The sequence below is a fragment of the Pseudonocardia halophobica genome, from assembly GCF_027922425.1.
Classification (GTDB): domain Bacteria; phylum Actinomycetota; class Actinomycetes; order Mycobacteriales; family Pseudonocardiaceae; genus Pseudonocardia; species Pseudonocardia halophobica.
Genome location: NZ_BSFQ01000006.1, coordinates 175588 through 192853 on the forward strand (window position 1 = coordinate 175588; position 17266 = coordinate 192853).

Genomic DNA, 17266 nt, shown 5'->3' on the forward strand with positions numbered 1-17266 from the left:
GGCGCTGACGGCGCAGCAGGGGCCTGCTCCGAGTCATCGGGCGTGCTCATCGTTCTCCCGGACCATAAATGTGACCGATGTGGACGGAGCCGTGATCGCGCTGGATCACCACGGGGCCACTGTTGTGCTGCACGGACCAATCCGGGCTGGGTTCGCCGTTCCCCCGGGGGCGTTCCGAACGTCCGGCCGGTAACGGTGGACAGACCGAACGGCCCGCGACGGCGATCCAGCACGTGCGGCCGTCGGCAGCGTCTGCGGCGACCTCGCGGAATGACCGGAGGGGCGGGAAGAAGCCCGAGGAGGCTACGGCTCGTTCGTGGAAGGCGTGCGAGATCGCCACGACCGTCGAGGCACCGTGCACGCGGTGCATCAGTGCGGTCGCGCGACAACCTGCAAGCCGCTCGGCGAGCCGGCTCGGAGTGGCTCCGCCAGTGTGGTCGACGTCCGCTCCGACGCTGCACCTCGCCTTCTCGTGCCGCGTGAACGAATGCAGGTCGTCCAGAAGCAGCCCGGCAGCGGACACGTCGTCGGCCCGAAGGGTCACCTCCCGCTCGTACACCTCGCAGCTACCCTCGAGGAGGCTCTCCGTCACCACCTCGGCATCCGCCGGCGCCTTCGTGGTGAGGACCTCCGCGGCCCTTCGCCGTGTCCAAGGGGAGCCTCCCGACACGGTGATGTGGAGGACGATCCGTGGCGTCGGGTCGTCGGGGGCGAGCCGAGGGACCGGGCGGAGCTCAGGAGACACGATGGCCGGCTGACCGGTGAGGAAGCGTAGGAGCCGCGTCACGCCCTCCACCGTGAAGCTCTCCACGCGGTACTCCGTCACCACACCTGGCTGGAGCGTGTAAGGGACGTCCGCAGTACTCGTGCCGGGGAGGAGCACCGTCAAGAACTTCCGCCGGGCGCCTGCCTGGTCCCGGTAGAGCTCGGACCGGATGAAGCGGGCCTCCCACTGCACCCCGAGCCCCGGGCCGGCCTCGTCCTCCTCTCCGACGTCGGACTCGAACCGGCGACGGTAGGCGGGCGACGCGATCAGCAGGACGTGATCAGCGGTGCGGACCTGCTCCCGGGTCCATGTGGACCAGTCCTGCGGTTCCTCGTCGGCCACTCGATCGAACACGGCGTCGACACCGTTGTGCCGCAGCAGCTCCCACAGCCGTCTGACGTCCGCCTCGTGCTCGGGCACACCATGCGCGTACGAGATGAAGACGCGCACGGACCGATCGCCTCGATCGTCCACCACACTGCTCCCGACCTCGCCACGGCCGATCAAGGCCGCGGCGAACCCCCCTGCCGCCTCCCACGCCGACGGGCCCCCGCTCGTCGAACTGCACCGTCGCATCCCTCGTGAGGGCACGGAGCGAGATCGTGGTGTCACAGATCGTGGCAAGTGGAGGGCGCCACGCAAAGGGCCAACAGGTTGACCCGAACATGTGCGAAGTGCGTACCGACGGCGGTACCGCTCGCATACCCTCCTGAAGCGCGAGGTCACCGGTCAGCACTCGTCGGTAGGGTTCGGGCCTACGAGGAGCGGGGGACGCATGGACGAACGGGGTGTTGGTCCGGCGCCCTCTCGACCGGCCGCGGACGACGGCCCCCGGATTGTCGAGATGTCCGGCGAGGATCTCCGCGATGTGCTCGGCGGAGTGGGACTGTCCCGTGTGCGGCCGGTTCTCGTACTCGTCGGCGGCGCGGACGGGATGGACGGGCTCGTCCTCGACCGCACGGGAAGTCTCTTCGGCAGAGTGCTCGTCCCGCTCCTCGACGAGCACGGGATCGCGGTGGTCGACGGCGGCACCGACGCCGGGGTGATGCGCGCCATCGGGCGGGCCCGGTCGACGGCCGGCGGGCGCTTCCCGCTGGTCGGGGTGGCTGCGCACGGCACGGTGGCGCCGGTCGGTGCCGGGACGGCCGATACCGCGGTTCCCGAGCCGCACCACACGCATCTCCTGCTGGTTCCGGGCGACACCTGGGGCGACGAGGCGCCATGGCTCGCGATGGTGGCCGACCTCGTGGCCGGTGATCTCCCGACAGCGACGCTGCTCGTCAACGGCGGGGAGATCGCCTACGCGGACGTGGAGCGCAGCCTCGAGCGGGAGCGCCCCGTGCTCGTCCTGACCGGCACCGGACGCACCGCCGACGCCATCGCCGACGCCATCGCGGGCGGCCCCGCCGATCCACGCGCAGCCCGGATCGCGAGCCGCCGGGACCTCGTCCGGTCCGTACCGATCCAGGCGCCCGGCGAACTCCGGTCCGTGCTCGGGGAGATGCTCGGAGTCACATCCGGCTAGCCGGCGACGAGTCACTCCCCGACACGACGAGGAGATGATCGATGAGACGCCCGGCGCTGCTCGCCCGGTTCCCGAGCCTGCGGCCTGTACGAGCACGGAACAGATCGGTGCTGGCCCCTGCGGTCGCCGCGGAGTATCCGCAGCTTGCGGCGGACATCGAGCTCGCTGACGAGATCGTCGGGCCGGAGTTCGGCGCGGCCGATCACGCCGCGCTGAGGCAGCAGAACCGGTACCGGCGCCAGCAGGTCGTGATCATTCTCGGGACCGCGGTGCTCACCGGGCTGGGCGGGTTGCAGGCCGTGTTCCCGGAAGAGCGGTGGCCGGGGATCATGCTCGCCGTCCTCGGACTCCTGCTGGCCTTCGCAGGCCGTGCCGCAGGCGAGCTCCGCGCGCTCGACACCTTTCTCGACGAGCGGATCAAGGCGGAGCGGCTGAAGTCCGCCTACTTCCGCTATCTGTCGCGCACAGGGCGGTACGCCGACGAGGACCGGACGACCCGGCTGCGACGGGCGGTCGTCGCGATCAAGCGGGGAGAGGAGCCGGTATGAGCGACCGGGACGGGCAGTTCCGCGCGTTGTACCGGCGGATGCGCATCGAGGACCAGCGGAGGTGGTACGCGTCGCGGGCGAGGGAGTACCAGACGGCCCACGACCAGGTCGTCCTCGTCCGCAATGTTCTGCTCATGGCCGCGGCCGTGGCCGGTGTCGTCTCGCAGGCGGTGCACGGGACCGCCCGCGCGGCCTGGGCGATCGGGGCCGCCGTCCTCGGGGCTCTCGCCGGGGCGGTCACGGCGTACGAGTCGTTGATCGGCTTCCCGCAGCTCGCGAAGCTGTACTCCGACGCCGAGCGGAATCTCGAGGAAGCCGGCATCGACTGGGACTTGCCGGGCGCCGACCTCGCGCGCGAGATCGAACGCGTCGAGTGGGTCTTCCGGAGCGAGCGGGGGCAGTGGGGGCAACTCGTGGTCAAGGCCGCGTCGGCGACGGACCCGGCCGGGGAGGAGGGCAACGCGGAGGCCGACCGCGTCGAGGAGCCGCGGTAGCGCCGAGTAGCCGGACAAGTACGCCTACGTATCCCCCTTTGCGTGATCATCGGTCTGGCGCTGCCGCCGAAGCAGCCCGACGAGGCGTCTCACGCACTCGTGTACTCGACGCCGACCGACTGGGCCCCGCCCTCCGAGTACATCTGCAACTGCCACTTCGTGTCACCGAGGACGTCGACGGCCAGCTCCTCCCACTCCCCGGGCTCGCCCAGCGGCGTCCAGGCACCGCATTGCATCGGCCCGCCCCTCGACGGCTGCAGGCAGGCCCGGGCGACAACGGGATACGTCGCCGTCGTCAGCCGGAGAGTGACGTCGCTGCACACCCGGGCGGTGTAGTTCGGCCCGGTCACGACGTACGCGTTCTCGCTGCCTCCGGCGGGCAGCTCCAGACCCCGCGGGACGGCGGAGTCGTGGCACGGATTCTTCGACGCCGCGATCACCGCCGCACGAGCGAGGCTCGGAACGCCCGCCGAGAGGTCGAGGGTGGTGGCCGGCACGGCGAGGAGCCCGAGCGCAGCGAGAAGCAGTACACCGACAGCCAGGCGTCCGCGCGAGCGGGAAGAGGGCGTGGTCATGATCTTTCCTCATGTGGTGCGACGGGCCGGCCGACCCGCCGGCCTGTCGTCGGTGGAGGAGCGTCAGAAAGTGGTGGCGAGGTCCGAGCCCGGGACGTAGCGGTCACAGGCCGTCAGCCCCCGCGCGGCTCCGAGCGCGACGGCGGACGTGCGCTCGGTCAGCGAGCCGTGCGTGCGGTCGGGACCGTTCTCGGAGCTGTCGGGCAGGATCCGCGCGATGTCCGCGACGTCGCGGAGGCGGAACGTGCCGTCGTGGGCCAGTTCGCCGAGGAAGGACCCGCCGATGCAGTCGGCCTGGTTCTCCAGCTCCAGGTCGGTCGCCTCGGGACCTCCACCGGCGAACTGCAGGTGGTGACCCCACTCGTGGGCGACGACGAGCATCGCGGCGGCGTCGCCGTAGCTGCCGTAGAAGGTCCACAGGGCTTCCTCGCCGAGGTAGACCGTCTGGTCCGCGGAGCAGTAGAAGGCGGCGTTCTCGTCGGCCTCCGGGTCCCCGTACCCGTCGACGCAGGAGCTCGTGGCCGACGTACCCCGCTCGAGGATGCGGTACAGCGGGAGCGGCACGTCCGGCCGCATCTGCTGCGCGTAGCGGTTCACCTGGCGGACGGCCTCCGCCCCGAAGGCCGACATCTCGTCGGGGCCGTAGCAGTCGTCGAGCTCGGGGCAGGCGGACCGGACCGGCTGGACGGTGGCGGCACCGATCGGCGGGGTCGGCTCGGCTGCCGTCGCGGCGCCGGCGGTGGCGAGGAAGGCCCCGACGACGGTGGCGGCGACGGCGGCGAAACGGGCGGTGCGGTTCATCTCGGGCTCCTCGGCTCGGGTCGTGCTGACGAGGAGAAGCCTGTCGATCAGCGGCTGCCGGTGGCGGTTCATCCCTGAACCACGAGCGGCGACCGCTGGGCGGGACGGTCGGGGACACACCCGCTACGACCTGCGAGGAGTTGCCGTGGACCGGAAGCCGGCCGAGAACCGTGGCGACCGTGCGTCGCCACGCGGGGGATCAGCCCAGCACGGTCGACGCGCCCGACAGGCGCTGGGCGGTGACGGTCTCGCCGCCGTCCACGGCTTGCAGGGTCCTCGGGTCGAGTGCCGGGGCCGGCTCGCGGACGTCGCCGCGCTTGGCAATACCGACCTGGCTGCCGTCGGGCAGGACGATCCAGCCGATCCGTGTGGAGAGGCCGGCCACGGTGCGCCGGCTCTCGAACAGCCCGGCCTCGCCGAGGGCGAGCTGGGCGGAGAAGGGGCGTTGCACGCCGCCGGCGGTGACGATGCCCAGCGCCGAGCGCTGGTCGAGGGTGGCGGTCACGGCGTTGGCCTCGGTCTTGCCGCGCAGCACCAGCTTGTCGCCGGTGACGGTCCCTTCGAGCCAGGCCTCGACCTGCTTGCCGTCACACAGGTAGCCGGCGGCGCGGCCGTCCTTGATCCCGACGGCGAGGGTGAGCTCGTTGCCGCTGGTCCGGCCGGTGAACACGGCCTCGGTCATGACCGGCCCGGTGGCCGCGGGCGCCGCCGCCGGGGCGAGCGTGGCCGTGACGGGCGCCGGGGTGGGGGCCTGCGCCGCCGGAGCCTGCTCGGTGTTCCCGTTGTCGCGCAGCAGTACCCAGGCGGCGAGCAGGACCGCGATCGCGGCCACTGCAGCGGTCACCGGCAGCAGCCGGCGCCGGTCGCGCGCGGGTCCGGCCGGCGGGGCGGCGGCGGCGGGCGGGTCGAGAGGCCGCGTGGCCTGACGGGTGGCACGGGCCGGGTCGATCAGGTCGGCGTGGACGGGGGCCGCGCCTGGCGCCGCGGGAACCGGCGCGGGGGAGACGTCGGTCTCCGGGGCCGGGACGGGCGAGACGTCGGTCTCGGGCGCCGGGACGTAGGTCGCGACGGCCGCGGGCGCTGCCGCGACCGGTGCCGGCGGCGACGCCGCGGCGAGGGCGGCCCGGGCGGCGCGGGCCAGCTCACCGGCGGTGCCGTAGCGAGAGGCGGTGTCCTTGGCCATCCCGGTGCCGACGACGTCGTCGAACATCGTGAGGCCGGGCACCGCCTCGGACGGGCGCGGCGGCGGGACGTTCATGTGGGCGTGCATGAGCACGGGCAGCCCGTCGCCGGAGTACGGCCGCTTCCCCGTGATCGTCTCGAAGAACACGCAGGTCAATGCGTAGATGTCGGAGCTGTGGGTGACCGCGCCGTCGAACTGCTCGGGGGCCATGTAGGTCAGGCTGCCCAGCAGCGCGCCGGTGCGGGTCAGCGAGTGGCTGCGCCGCGTGGTGGTCGCGCGGGTGATGCCCCAGTCCGCGAGGTAGCAGAAGTCGGCGAGCCTGCCGTCGAGCAGGATGTTCGACGGCTTGACGTCGCGGTGCACCAGCCCACTCTCGTGCGCCTCGTCCAGGGCGCTGGCGATCTGCTCGAGGATCTTCACCGCCCGCTCGACCGGCAGCGGCCCGGAGCGCTCGATCAGGCTGAGCAGGTCGCCGCCGTCGACGAGCTGCATGTCGATGTAGAGCTGCCCGTCGATCTGGCCGTAGCGGTGGATGGTGATGACGTGCGGGTTGCGCAGCTGGGCCACGTGATGGGCCTCGCGGCGGAACCGCTGCTGGAACTCCGGCTCGTCGGCCAGGTGCGGCGCCAGCCGCTTGACCGCGACGTCGCGCTCGTGCTCGGTGTCGAACGCCCGGTACACCTCACCCATCCCGCCCCGGCCGAGCAACTCCTCGAGCCGGTACGGGCCGAACATGTCGAAATCCCCCGCCACACAACGCCGTTCGCCAAGATCGGTGATCTCGTTAGCCGAGATCGTCAATCATGATGAAACCGGCGTAACGACCACCCGCAGCTGCTCGACGGGCCGGGTGCCCGTCCCGTAGGAGGAATTCGTGAACGCGCCCGTCCCCGGCTTCGTCATCGTCCGCTCCGGGACCCGGCGCTGGGCGCTGCGCCCCGGTGATGAGGTGACCTTCGGGCGCGGGGAGGACCGCGACATCCGCATCGGCCACGAGCCGCTCGACGACTTCGTCTCCCGCGACGCCGGCTCGCTCACCGGGCTGCGCGACGGCGTGCTGATCCGCAACACCTCCAAGACACAGGCCATCCGGTTTCTGGCCATGCCAGGCCCCGAGCTGCGGATCCGCCCCGGCATGGCCGTCGGGTCGATGCCCTTCGAGCAGGTCCGTATCGACATCCCCGGTCGCTACGGCGCCGAGTACACGCTGCACCTCGACGCCCGCGGCATGCTGAGCCCACCCGATCTCGGCCCGTTCGAGGAGCCCGTGCGGGACAACGGGCGGGTCACCCGCTACGGCGCCTCGCGCCTGTCCGAGCGAGAGCGGCGCATGCTCGCAGCCCTCTGCGAACCCGTCCTCACCCTCGCCGGCAGCCGGCCGGCCACCTATCGCGAGATCGCCGAACGCCTCGGCGGCACCACCCCCGCCAGCGTCCGCACCGGACTCGACCGGCTCCGCAACCGCCTCAGCGACACCGACGGCATCCCCGGCCTGCGCGGCGACGAGGACTCCTGCGAGACCGCCGGCTACCTCGAAGCGCTCGCGCACTGGGCGATCGACACGGGGGAGATCGACGGACAGGTCGTGGAGGAGGTGCTGGATCCGCTCTGAGGCGACATCTCATCGGCGGGCCGCCGCGGCCGGGAAGTCCTCGACCGCATCACCCGAGCCGAGAAGTGGACGGCCACAAGGCCGCGACGACCTCTCGCCGTCGTCGCACCTCGTCGAAGCGGGTTCGCTGATGCGTGACGCCGATCCGACGGCCCTGACGGTGAGGTGATGCGGGCGGGCTCGGTTCCTGAGCTGCCCCTGTCCGCCTCGGCCTTCACCCGCTCACCGGGCGACGTGGGCGGTGGGCAGGTCCAGAACCGAGCAGTCACACTGGGAGTCGTGGGCAGACACTCCCGGCCGGACCTCGACCCCGAGCGGGCCGACATGTTCCGCCTGCTCTTCGTCTGCACCGGGAACCTCTGCCGCTCCCCGGCCGCGGAGATCATGACCCGCCACCTGCTGGTGGGGAAGCTCGGGGGCCGCGAGGCGGCGCGTTTCGACATCTCCAGCGCCGGGGTGAACGCGGTGGTGGGGGAGATGATGCACCCCGACACCCGCGACGAGCTCGCTCCCTGGGGTCTGGACGGGCCCGCACAGGCCGGTGCCTTTCGGGCCCGCCAGCTGCGCAGCCCTATGGTGCGCCGCTCCGACCTGGTCCTGGGTGCGAGCCTGCGCCACCGCAGTGCCGTCGTGGAGCGGGAGCCGGCCGGACTGAAGAACACGTTCGCGCTGCGGGAGTTCGCCGCCCTGGCCGACGCCGTCGACGAGACCATGCTCCCCGAGGGTGACCCGGTGAAGCGTGCGCACGAGCTGGTGGAGCAGGCTCGGTTGAAGCGCGGGCTCGTGCCGCTCGACCGCGAGGAGCTGTCGGTCGTCGACCCGATCGGCAAGCCCCAGCAGGCGCATCACGACGCCGTCGTGCTGATCACGGACGCGGTCTACCGGATCGTCGAGAAGATCGTTCCGTCGCGCTAATCGGCCCGTCCGCACGAGGCCTGGCTACCACGTCCGGCAGATGCTGACCGTTCGTAGCTGTCCATACGCAGTTCTTGCACCCCGCACTCCGCCATCGTGCCGATGACGGCGGCGGTCCGGCCTGGGACCCTCGACCGGTGGCCAGTAGGGACGCGTGCCGTCCTGCCCGGTCCGCTCGCGGGCGCGGGCAGTGGCTGGCCCGCGCCCTGGGACTCGTGGGCGCGGCCCTGCTGCTGGCCGCCTGCGGTGGGCGGTCTGAGGCCCCCCAACCACTGCCGACCTTCGCGCCGAGCTACGACTGGGCGCTGGTCGCGGACGTGATCGGTGATGATCCCGACGCCCAGGTGTATCGCGCTGTCCGGACCGGGTGCGACCCGGGACAGCAGGCGCTGAATTCCCGTTGGGACCAGCTCACCGGTCCCCGCGAGGTCCTGCTGTTCGCTGCCGCGATCCAGATGTGCCGCGGCGACCAGGCCGGCGCGCTCGCCAGCTATCAGAAAGCCAGCACCTACGGCTGGAACGGCCTCGGCCCTGATCGGATGTCGGGTCGCTGCGCCGTCTACACCGCACTGACCGTGACGTTGAATCGGGTCACGCCGGCCGTCGTCAGTTGTCCGGCAGGTTTGAGCCCGGCGTTCGTGCGATCAGCGAGCGGGGTGGCGGACAATCCGTTGACTCCGGAGGACGAGGCCGCTCCACCCGTGGTCCCTCCGGCCGTCCCACCGAACTCGTCGTCGCGGCCCCCGACCACCACGGCGAAGGCGCGCTCCACCCCGACCACCACGGCGACTACGCCCTCCACCACGACAAGCACGCGAGCTGAGCGCGCACCTCTCGCGACGACGACCAAACCCAGGCCCACGACTGCTGCGCCGGCACCGACGACGCGACCGAAGCCCCAGCCGACGTCCCAGCAGCCGGCCAGGCCGAACACGACCACGAAACCGAAGCCGCAGAACCCCGGACCGACGGACATGGGCCCGAACGACGGCATGACGACCACGAAGGACAAGTCGACCACGCCCGGGACCGGCATGACCGGAGACAACGAGATGGACTAGATCTCGCAGACGACCCGCATGCCGACCCGCCCCTGCCAGCCGCTGAAGTCCGCGTCCATCCCGTCGCGGTAGGCCGACCTGCAGATCGCCGGATTGTGCGACCAGCAGCCTCCCCGCAGGACGCGGCTTCCGCTGCCGTCCCCGGAGACCTGTCCATCGGCGCCCGTCTTCCGGTACTCGACGGGCCCTGCGTCGGCGCAGTGCTCCCACACGTTCCCGTGCATCTCGTACAGGCCGAATCGGTTCGGCGGGAAGGTCCCGACGGGCACCGTCGTACCGCGGAAGATCCCGAGCGGCCCCTGATCGTAGGCCCCGCTCTCGTAGACGACCCCGCCGTACTCGATGCTCGAGACGTCGACCTCGCCGCTCCGGCCCGCTACTGCACCGCCGGTCCCGCAGTAGTTGGCCAAATCTGCGGTGATGGTGGGCCCGACGTGGAAGGGGGTGGTGGTGTGGGCGCGGCAGGCGTACTCCCACTCGACCTCCTTCGGCAGCCGGAGCACGAGCCCGGTCAGGGCCGAGAGCCGGGCACAGAACTCCGTGGCCTGTTTCCAGCTGATCGTCTCCACCGGCAGGCCGGCTCCGCTGAAGGACGACGGGGCGGGGTCGAGTGGCACCTCGATCGCTTCCCGCGCTGCCCCGACGAGCGCCGCCCACTGGGCCTGGGTGACGGCTGTGCGGCCGATCGCGAAGGAGGCGACCGTCATCTGCTGTTGTGGCCCCTCGATGGGACGTCGGCCCGGCTCGTTGTCGGGGGAGCCGATGAGGAAGCTGCCCCCGTGCACGATCGCGAACTGCATCGTCGTGTTCCCGACGGGCAGGTCGAAGACGTCCGCGGTCGCGCCCTGATCGGGCAGCCTCGCGCCGGTCGAGTCGACGGAGGCGATGGAGAAGGTTTCGATCCGGGTGGATGGCAGCCGGCGGCCGATGAACGAGTCGAGGGCCCAGCCGCCAGCGCCCGCGAAGAGAAGAGCGCCCGTTCCGACGCCGACCTGGAGCAACGTCCGCCGGGACACCCGTGGAGGTTCGGGCACGAGATCCGGACCGGGCTCGGGGACGGTGCCGGTGACCCGGCCGACCACGTCCGTCACAAGGTGCCGGATCCGCGGGTCCGCTTCGTCACCCTGCCACCCCTGCAGGTCTGGTGTGTGGATCACGCCGAAGCCCAGCGGCGGCTCGGTCCCGTCGAGACTGAGCGGCACCAGCACGCCACGTCTCATGCCACGGGACGCCTCGTCCCGTACCCAGGGCGCCCTCACCGAGTGCACCGACCACGCGACCATCACGCAGAGCGCCGCGTCGATCTCCTCGGCGATGACCTCGTCGAACCGCTCGCCGGCGGCCAGGTCCGGGTCCCACCAGACCTTGAGCCCCTCCCGCTCGAGGAGCCGCACGATCGGCTCGACGCGGCCGCGGTCCTCACGCTTGTAACTGAAGAAGATGTCGGCCATACCCCGCACGCCCCATCCACCGCGTCACGCAGGGTATCCCCTGTTCGACGACGAGCGAGCCGCTTGCGCGTACGTACTTGTACGACCTTCCGGACACCTCGGCGTCGCCCGCACAAGGGGCGCGCGCACGAGGCCGTCGTGGAGCCTCCGCCGAGGCTCCACGACGGCCTTCCGGGGTCCGGCGCGGTTCGTCGCTCGGCCGTGCCTACGACACGATGAACATGACCCGGACGTTCAGGTCGACGCCCCACGCGACCTCTCCACGCAGGCGGACCTGGCCGCCGTCGAGAGGAACGACGTTGTAGACCTTCATCGCCGCATCCCCCAGGAACGGCGTGTCCAGTGCTCCACCGGGCGTGCTCGCCGTGATCTCGGACAGGCTGACGCACACTGCGCTTCCCTTGTTCACACCGGCGACATTGAACAGCTGGGTGAACACGCCGTGCTTCCGGATCGTGGCGATGAAACCGGCCGCCGGGGCTACCGCGTCCGGCCCGGCGAGTTGCTCGGTCTCGACGGCCGTCGTCTCGTCGGGAATCGTTGTGCTCATGATGTTCGACCTCCTGTCGTGGTGGCTGGAATACGTGGATCGGGATATCCACATGCGACTCGAGAGTAGAGTCGACTCGTGTACCCGTGATCGGACCTGGCCGCCCGATACCGCTGATCGAAGCGTTCCTTCGTGGAACGGGGGCAGGCGAGGCCCGTACCGCGAAGCCTATGTGATCGGTGAGATGCCGGCGATGCGTACTTCTGCGTACGCATTTTCGAGAATCACGCGTATCCGCAGGTCGGGTTACGTAGGACTGCGTACTTGACCGGAACGCGGCGATGGCCTGTCATTGCTGTGAAAGGGTCGAAATTCCTGCGTCACGACGCTTGACGTGGAAGCACGCCCCAAGCGTCGTGTGAACGAAAGCGAGCCGGCACATGTCCATTGCAGTGTGGCGAGATCTTTGCGCTGTGTCGCCCAGCCCTGAACTCAGGGAGCGCCTGCGTGACGAGCTTCGTGAAGTGCGCGAGAGCGCGAGCTCACCCGTCCTCCGGCAACTCGCCTTGCCCGGTCGTCCGCGGTGGCCCGGATACGGCGACGGGACGATATTCCCGCCGAGGCAGTTCCCGCTGGGCACCTCCGCCCGCGAGATCGGTCGTGCAGCGGCGGACCGCACGCCGCTGCGTGGCAAGGTCCGTGTCGTCGTCGTGCTGGTCGACTTCCCCGACCGGCCGATGCAGGAGAGCAACGAGCATTTCGAGGAGCTGTTCTTCTCGAGCGGGGTACTCCCCTCCGGGAGCGTCGCCGAGTACTACCGCGAGGTCACCGGAGGAATGGTCGACCTCGTCGGTGAGGTGGTCGGTCCGTTCCGGCTGGGACAGAGCCTCGCGTGGTACGCCAACAACAACTTCGGGATCGGGCGCCCTTCGGGCACGCCGCGAGCCCAGCGGATGGCACTCGACGCGGCGACGGTCGCGGATCCCGGTATCGACTTCGGGCCTTACGACAACGACGGCAACGGTTTCGTCGACGCGTTCATCGTCGTACATGCGGGTGCCGGGGGCGAGGCCACCGGAAATCCTGGTGACATCTGGTCGCACAAGTGGGTCCTCGCCTCGCCCTACAGCACCGACGCCACTCAGATCTACGCCTACCTCACGATCCCGGAGGACGCAAGGATCGGTGTGTGCGCCCACGAATTGGGCCACCTGCTCTTCGGCTTCCCGGATCTGTACGACATCGACTACAGCTCCGAGGGCGTCGGCAACTGGTGCCTCATGGGCGGTGGTTCATGGAACGGAGGCGGCGACGTACCGGCCCATCCGTCCGCCTGGTGCAAGCTTCAGCAGGGCTGGGTCACCGACGTCGACGTCACGAGCACGGGCACGGTCACCTTCACCGACGTCAAGTCGACACGCACGGTCCATCGTCTCTGGCTCGACGGACAGCGGAGGCCGGAGTACTTCCTGGTCGAGAACCGTCAGCGGACGGGCTACGACCGGCTGCTCCCGGGGCCGGGGCTGCTCATCTGGCACATCGACGAGACTCAGCAGGACAACTCGGACGAGACCCACTACATGGTGGGTCTGGTGCAGGCCGACGCGCAGCGGGACCTCGAGCGGGGCCGCAACCGCGGGGACTCCGGCGACGTGTATCCCGGTAGTAGCGGGAACACGGCGTTCACGCCGACGTCCAACCCCGACTCGAACTCCTACACCGGTCATGTGACGTCGGTGTCCGTCACCGGGATCTCGGCTTCGGGGCCGAGCATGTCGGCAACGGTGTCCGTGAGCCCTGCTCCAACGCCACGCCCTGCACCGGAAGTTGCCGAGCGCAGAGCAGCGCGTCTCGGTTCCGTCCAGCCGAATGGACAGGTGTCCGACGCGTTCGCCAAGCTGAAGTCCGATCTCGCGACCCTCGAGCAGTTGGTCGACTCCGGACGCACAGGAGCCGTCTGACCGGTCGCCGCGGTCCGTTCCGCGTCAGGGGTGGTTCTGGCACGCTGGCGCGGGACGGACCGTCGGATGTACACCGGTTGCGGACCCAGCAGCGATGAGGCGATGACGTGGTGCAGGTCGTCGAGAACTTGACGTGGCTGTCGGGGCGTCTCGTCGGCAGGCAGCCGCATCCGCAGCGTGCGGGTTGGGATGTCGTCATCGTCCACGTCGAGGTGGCCCGTCCCGTGCCGGACAAGGCGGACCTGTTGTCCCGGCACGAGGGTGAGGATCTGCCCGTCGGGTTCCGGCACGAGTTGCTGGCAGATGCCCGACCGGGGGCCCATCTCACCTTCAGGGCCCGCTTCACCCCCGCCGGAGCTCTCGCCGAGGCGTATCCGGACGAGGGTGACCTCGTGGTGCGTCCGATCCAGCCGCCGAGCAGTCCACCTGCACACTGATGTCCATGACCGTCGTGCGCCGGGCCCGGCCGCGAGGCTCCGCCGCCGACTCGGCCGGCCCGGATCGCCTGTGACGGACTGGCGGGGCACCGTCAGTCGGCCGGCCGTTCGGGTATGCGGAGGGCCTGTCCGGTCTGGATCTTGTTGGGATCGCCAGTCGATCGCGGTTGGCAGCGAAGAGCATCTCGTGCAGCGCCGAATTGTTGTACTTCAGCCGTGCTATCCCTGACAGCGTCTCGCCGGCCCCCACGATGTGCTCGCCGAACCCCACGTATTCGTACGGCTGCACGAGCGCGGGACCGAAGGCCACACGGACGACCTGCTTGTGCAGCTCCGTCGCCGACCCGCCCGACGAGTACTCGAACACCTCGACCGAGCCGAGGTAGGTGGACGGGACACGCGTCTGCACTGTGAAGCTGACCAGGAATGTGTCCCAGAGCCCGGTCCCACCCACCTTGAACGTGGTCTCGTCGAGCACGTTTGAGTGGTCGTCGCGGAGACGAGCGGCGAGCACCCCCTCGAATCCGGTTCCGACGCCGTGGTTCCCCCGAAATCGTGGAGGGTTCCCTATGCCGCGTCTCGGGTGAGGGCGGCGTTCTCGTAGATGATCGGTGGGAGCCCGGCGGCGGCGCTGTGTCGTCGCCGGTGGTTGTAGAAGCCGTAGCACCAGTCGATGACCACCGCCCGAGCCCTGCTGGTGGTGTCGAAGTCGTTGCGGGACAGTACTTCCCACTCCAGGCTGGAGAAGAACGCCTCCGCCGCGGCGTTGTCGAAGCACGACCCGACCCGGCCCATGGACTGGCGGATGTTCAGCCGCCGACACAGCGCGGTGAAGTTGCCCGCGGTGTAGGTCGAGCCGCGGTCGGTGTGGAAGATCACCCCTGCGATCCGGTCCGCGCCGCCGCGGGCCGCGACGGCCATCCGGATTGCCTCACAGGCCAACTCGGCGTTCGGGTGCAGTCCGGTGGCCGCGCCGAGCAGCCGCCGCGAGTACAGGTCGATCACCGTGGCCAGATACAGCTTGCCCGCCGCGGTGGGGATCTCGGTCATGTCCCCGACCCAGCGGCGGTTCGGCTCGGCCGCGGTGAAGGCCCGGCGCAGCAGGTCCGGGAACTTCGGCGCCGCCTTGTCCTGGCGGGTCAGCCCGTTGCGGCGGCGAATCCGGCGGGCGACCAGGCCTTGGCGGCGCATCGAGTCCGCCACGGTCTTCTCCGACACCTTCCACCCGGCCTCACGCAGGTCGGCGTGCAGACGGGGCGAGCCGTGCAGACGCTGGGCGTCGTCGAACGCCACGGCCACGGCGGCGTCCAACGCGCTACGGCGCCGCTCGGTCGGGGTCGCGCCACCGTCGGGGCTGTTGGCGCGGTCGAGCCACTTGTACAGCCAGGAGATCGACACCCCGAGCAGCGCGCAGGCCAGCGTGTGCGGCACCCGGTGGAAGGTCCTCTGGTCGGCGATGAAACGGGCCACGCTCACTTCGTCGCCTCCTTGACCCACAGGACCACGGATCGCTTGAGGACATCACGCTCCATCCGCAGCTCGGCGTTCTCCGCCCGGAGCCGCTTGAGCTCCTCAACGTCGCCCCGGGACAGGCCCTCGGTGTCCTCGCGGGCCTCGCGTGCGCGGGCCACCCAGTTGCCCAGCGTGCCCTCGTTAACCCCCAGGTCGCGGGCGACCTGGGCGATCGGCTTGCCCGTCTCCTCCACGATCCGGACCGCCCCGTCACGGAACTCCCGGTCGTATCGCTTCCGTACCTCTGGCATCGCTACCCCTTATAGCTGATGCCTCCCCGATCATGGGGGAACCGCACGCCCACGACGGAGATGGTGTTGCCGACGATGTCGAACTCGCCTGGGTTGCGGATGATGACCGGTGGAATGCCACTCATGTAAACGAACCCTTCAGGAGTCGGTGGAACGGCCGGACCGGCTGAATCAGAGGGTGAACTGCTTGAGGTCGACCCCGTTCAGCTGTTCATAGGTGCGCAGGCGCATTCGGAACATGCCGTGGTCGCCCCAGCCCGTACCCCAGCTGTTGGCGTAGGTGATGACGCTGTCGAAGACGTCACGGGTGTCGAGCTCGACGCCGAGCGCCTCGACCTCGTGACCTCCGGCGATCCCGCTGGACGTCCAGGTCGGGTCCGCGTCGATGAATCCGTCGGCGTCCGGTTGGAAGAACGCTCGGTACCACGGCATGCCCTGGAGCACAGGGCCCGACTGGAGCAGGGTCAGGAATCCGTAGGCCGTGCGAGCCCAGGTGTAGCCCTTGATGGTGCCCCTCGACTTCAGGACCCGGCAGATCGCGAGCCCTGACGAACCGGTGTCCTCGGGTGGGTACGACCCCGGGAACGGGTCGATCTCGGTTGCCTCTGAGTAGAGCTTGACCGCGAACTTCTCGCAGGCTCGTTCGTCGTCCGGATCGGGAAGAACCTTCTGGCCGACAGCACTGTAGAAGGGTTCGGTGCCCAGGGCACCGGTGCCGGCATTGCCCGTGCACGAACCGAGCTTCCCCTGATCGAGAATGGTCACGACACGCTGCCAGAGGCGGTCCTTCAGAGTCGTGTTCATGGCGGCCACGTCGTTCTCGACCATGTAAGCCAAGCTTCGGGCGTCCAGCAGTTGGTGCCGGCCGAGCCGCATGCCGTGCTGCGGATCTTCGCTCATCCGATGGTAGAGAATTCCGTTTCCGAGGAGCCCGTGGAACATCTCGATCAACCCCCGTCAGTTGGTCGGCCTGGGAACACGACGACGCCGGGCCCGAGTGACCGACTTCGTCGCACTCGGTGGCGCGGCATCATTGTCGTCCCGGCGACTGCTCGGGCGAGTACGCAGTACTGCGTAGTATCTGTGCGGGCTTGAAGCGCCTCCAAGAATACGCAGTACTGCGTACCCGCCTATACCGGACCTGCTGTGAAGAATGGGTCGCGACGCCGACCGAAGCCGCGGTAGCGTGTGCCTACCGGCAGCAGGGACAGCCTCCTGCTCCCGAAGCGGGACGACGCCGTGCACGCCTGACCGCACAGGTGGAGGAGGGCGCGTGGAGCTGAGCGCAGCCGACGCGAATTCGAGGCGTTCCGCGACGGTCGGGGACGAGATCGTCGTTCGCCTTCCGGAGACACCCACGTCCGGGTATCAGTGGCTTCCGGAGATCGATCCCTCGGCGCTGCAGGTGGTCGACGATACGTACGAGTTCGATCAGAACCGGCGTGGGGGCAGCGGAGTCCATCGCTTCACTTTTCGGGCGCTCCGCGAGGGGCCCACACTGTTGAAGCTCGTGAACCGTCGGCCGTGGGAGCAGCAGGGTTCCGAGGAGTACCGGGTGGACCTGCGTATCCGACGCTGAGCCCTTGCGCATGGTGCGGCCCGCCGTCGGAACCCTCGGAATCTCCCCGGGTATGGGAAGAACTACGTATTGCTCACGTACTCGCGACGCGTCAGCGTCTGTTCT

General features: G+C 69.9%; 18 protein-coding genes. 9 read left to right on the forward strand and 9 right to left on the reverse strand.

Features of this window, described 5'->3' with window-relative positions; translation table 11 throughout:
* Window positions 1-46: 46 nt before the first annotated feature.
* Window positions 47-1216, reverse strand: coding sequence for an SEFIR domain-containing protein (locus tag PKE99_RS10380; RefSeq protein WP_197040589.1), 1170 nt, complete (start codon window positions 1214-1216; stop codon window positions 47-49).
* A gap of 430 nt (window positions 1217-1646) precedes the next feature.
* Between PKE99_RS10380 and PKE99_RS10385 the strand changes: the two genes are divergently transcribed.
* Genes PKE99_RS10385 through PKE99_RS10395 form a run of 3 tightly spaced genes read left to right on the forward strand, consistent with a single transcriptional unit; the run spans window position 1647 to window position 3333 of the window.
* On the forward strand, window positions 1647-2291 hold the full coding sequence (locus tag PKE99_RS10385) for a hypothetical protein (protein ID WP_156067490.1): 645 nt from the start codon (window positions 1647-1649) through the stop codon (window positions 2289-2291).
* A gap of 41 nt (window positions 2292-2332) precedes the next feature.
* Entirely contained in the window at window positions 2333-2839 is a 507-nt protein-coding gene (locus PKE99_RS10390; RefSeq protein ID WP_081924065.1) for a DUF4231 domain-containing protein, read from the forward strand.
* Window positions 2836-3333 carry an SLATT domain-containing protein gene (locus PKE99_RS10395; protein WP_037044941.1) on the forward strand — a complete coding sequence of 166 codons (498 nt, stop codon included), beginning with the start codon at window positions 2836-2838 and terminating at the stop codon, window positions 3331-3333. The genes PKE99_RS10390 and PKE99_RS10395 overlap by 4 nt, the downstream gene beginning before the upstream one ends.
* A gap of 89 nt (window positions 3334-3422) precedes the next feature.
* Here PKE99_RS10395 and PKE99_RS10400 read toward each other — a convergent pair whose 3' ends face one another.
* The 3 genes from PKE99_RS10400 to PKE99_RS10410 form a co-directional block, all read right to left on the reverse strand.
* A complete protein-coding gene (locus tag PKE99_RS10400; RefSeq protein ID WP_037044943.1) occupies window positions 3423-3908 on the reverse strand; it encodes a hypothetical protein in 486 nt (161 codons plus the stop codon).
* 63 nt (window positions 3909-3971) lie between these two features.
* On the reverse strand, window positions 3972-4709 hold the full coding sequence (locus PKE99_RS10405; RefSeq protein WP_156067492.1) for a neutral zinc metallopeptidase: 738 nt from the start codon (window positions 4707-4709) through the stop codon (window positions 3972-3974).
* 199 nt (window positions 4710-4908) lie between these two features.
* The gene (locus tag PKE99_RS10410) at window positions 4909-6627 is read right to left on the reverse strand and encodes a serine/threonine-protein kinase (RefSeq protein WP_156067494.1); all 1719 of its coding nucleotides are present in this window, start codon (window positions 6625-6627) and stop codon (window positions 4909-4911) included.
* 139 nt (window positions 6628-6766) lie between these two features.
* Here PKE99_RS10410 and PKE99_RS10415 point away from each other — a divergent pair, with 139 nt between their 5' ends.
* The 3 genes from PKE99_RS10415 (at window position 6767) to PKE99_RS10425 (ending at window position 9480) form a co-directional block, all read left to right on the forward strand.
* On the forward strand, window positions 6767-7504 hold the full coding sequence (locus tag PKE99_RS10415; RefSeq protein ID WP_037044949.1) for a hypothetical protein: 738 nt from the start codon (window positions 6767-6769) through the stop codon (window positions 7502-7504).
* Between the two features lie 279 nt (window positions 7505-7783).
* Window positions 7784-8419 (forward strand): arsenate reductase/protein-tyrosine-phosphatase family protein, encoded by a 636-nt coding sequence (locus PKE99_RS10420; protein ID WP_051737313.1) that lies wholly within the window; start codon window positions 7784-7786, stop codon window positions 8417-8419.
* A 215-nt stretch (window positions 8420-8634) separates the two neighbouring features.
* Window positions 8635-9480, forward strand: coding sequence for a hypothetical protein (locus tag PKE99_RS10425; protein ID WP_156067496.1), 846 nt, complete (start codon window positions 8635-8637; stop codon window positions 9478-9480).
* Here the strand turns inward: PKE99_RS10425 and PKE99_RS10430 are convergent.
* Together PKE99_RS10430 and PKE99_RS10435 are read right to left on the reverse strand one after the other, a co-directional pair.
* Window positions 9477-10931, reverse strand: a complete 1455-nt coding sequence (locus PKE99_RS10430; protein ID WP_051737314.1) for an SUMF1/EgtB/PvdO family nonheme iron enzyme — start codon at window positions 10929-10931, stop codon at window positions 9477-9479. The genes PKE99_RS10425 and PKE99_RS10430 overlap by 4 nt on opposite strands.
* A 205-nt stretch (window positions 10932-11136) precedes the next feature.
* Entirely contained in the window at window positions 11137-11535 is a 399-nt protein-coding gene (locus PKE99_RS10435) for a hypothetical protein (RefSeq protein WP_156067498.1), read from the reverse strand.
* A gap of 326 nt (window positions 11536-11861) precedes the next feature.
* On the opposite strand from PKE99_RS10435, the gene PKE99_RS10440 reads away from it, so the two are divergent.
* Together PKE99_RS10440 and PKE99_RS10445 are read left to right on the forward strand one after the other, a co-directional pair.
* The gene (locus PKE99_RS10440; protein ID WP_156067500.1) at window positions 11862-13382 is read left to right on the forward strand and encodes a M6 family metalloprotease domain-containing protein; all 1521 of its coding nucleotides are present in this window, start codon (window positions 11862-11864) and stop codon (window positions 13380-13382) included.
* 107 nt (window positions 13383-13489) lie between these two features.
* Window positions 13490-13819 carry a hypothetical protein gene (locus PKE99_RS10445; protein WP_051737316.1) on the forward strand — a complete coding sequence of 110 codons (330 nt, stop codon included), beginning with the start codon at window positions 13490-13492 and terminating at the stop codon, window positions 13817-13819.
* 567 nt (window positions 13820-14386) lie between these two features.
* On the opposite strand, the gene PKE99_RS10450 is transcribed toward PKE99_RS10445, so the two are convergent.
* The 3 genes from PKE99_RS10450 to PKE99_RS10460 form a co-directional block, all read right to left on the reverse strand.
* On the reverse strand, window positions 14387-15295 hold the full coding sequence (locus tag PKE99_RS10450; protein ID WP_037044954.1) for an IS3 family transposase: 909 nt from the start codon (window positions 15293-15295) through the stop codon (window positions 14387-14389).
* Window positions 15292-15582: a transposase gene (locus PKE99_RS10455; protein WP_037044955.1), complete on the reverse strand. Its 291-nt coding sequence runs from the start codon at window positions 15580-15582 to the stop codon at window positions 15292-15294. The genes PKE99_RS10450 and PKE99_RS10455 overlap by 4 nt, the downstream gene beginning before the upstream one ends.
* 171 nt (window positions 15583-15753) lie before the next feature.
* Window positions 15754-16533, reverse strand: coding sequence for a C1 family peptidase (locus PKE99_RS10460; protein ID WP_037044956.1), 780 nt, complete (start codon window positions 16531-16533; stop codon window positions 15754-15756).
* Window positions 16534-16855: 322 nt separating this feature from the next.
* Between PKE99_RS10460 and PKE99_RS10465 the strand changes: the two genes are divergently transcribed.
* Window positions 16856-17161 (forward strand): protease inhibitor I42 family protein, encoded by a 306-nt coding sequence (locus PKE99_RS10465; RefSeq protein WP_037044959.1) that lies wholly within the window; start codon window positions 16856-16858, stop codon window positions 17159-17161.
* The last annotated feature ends 105 nt before the right edge of the window (window positions 17162-17266 follow it).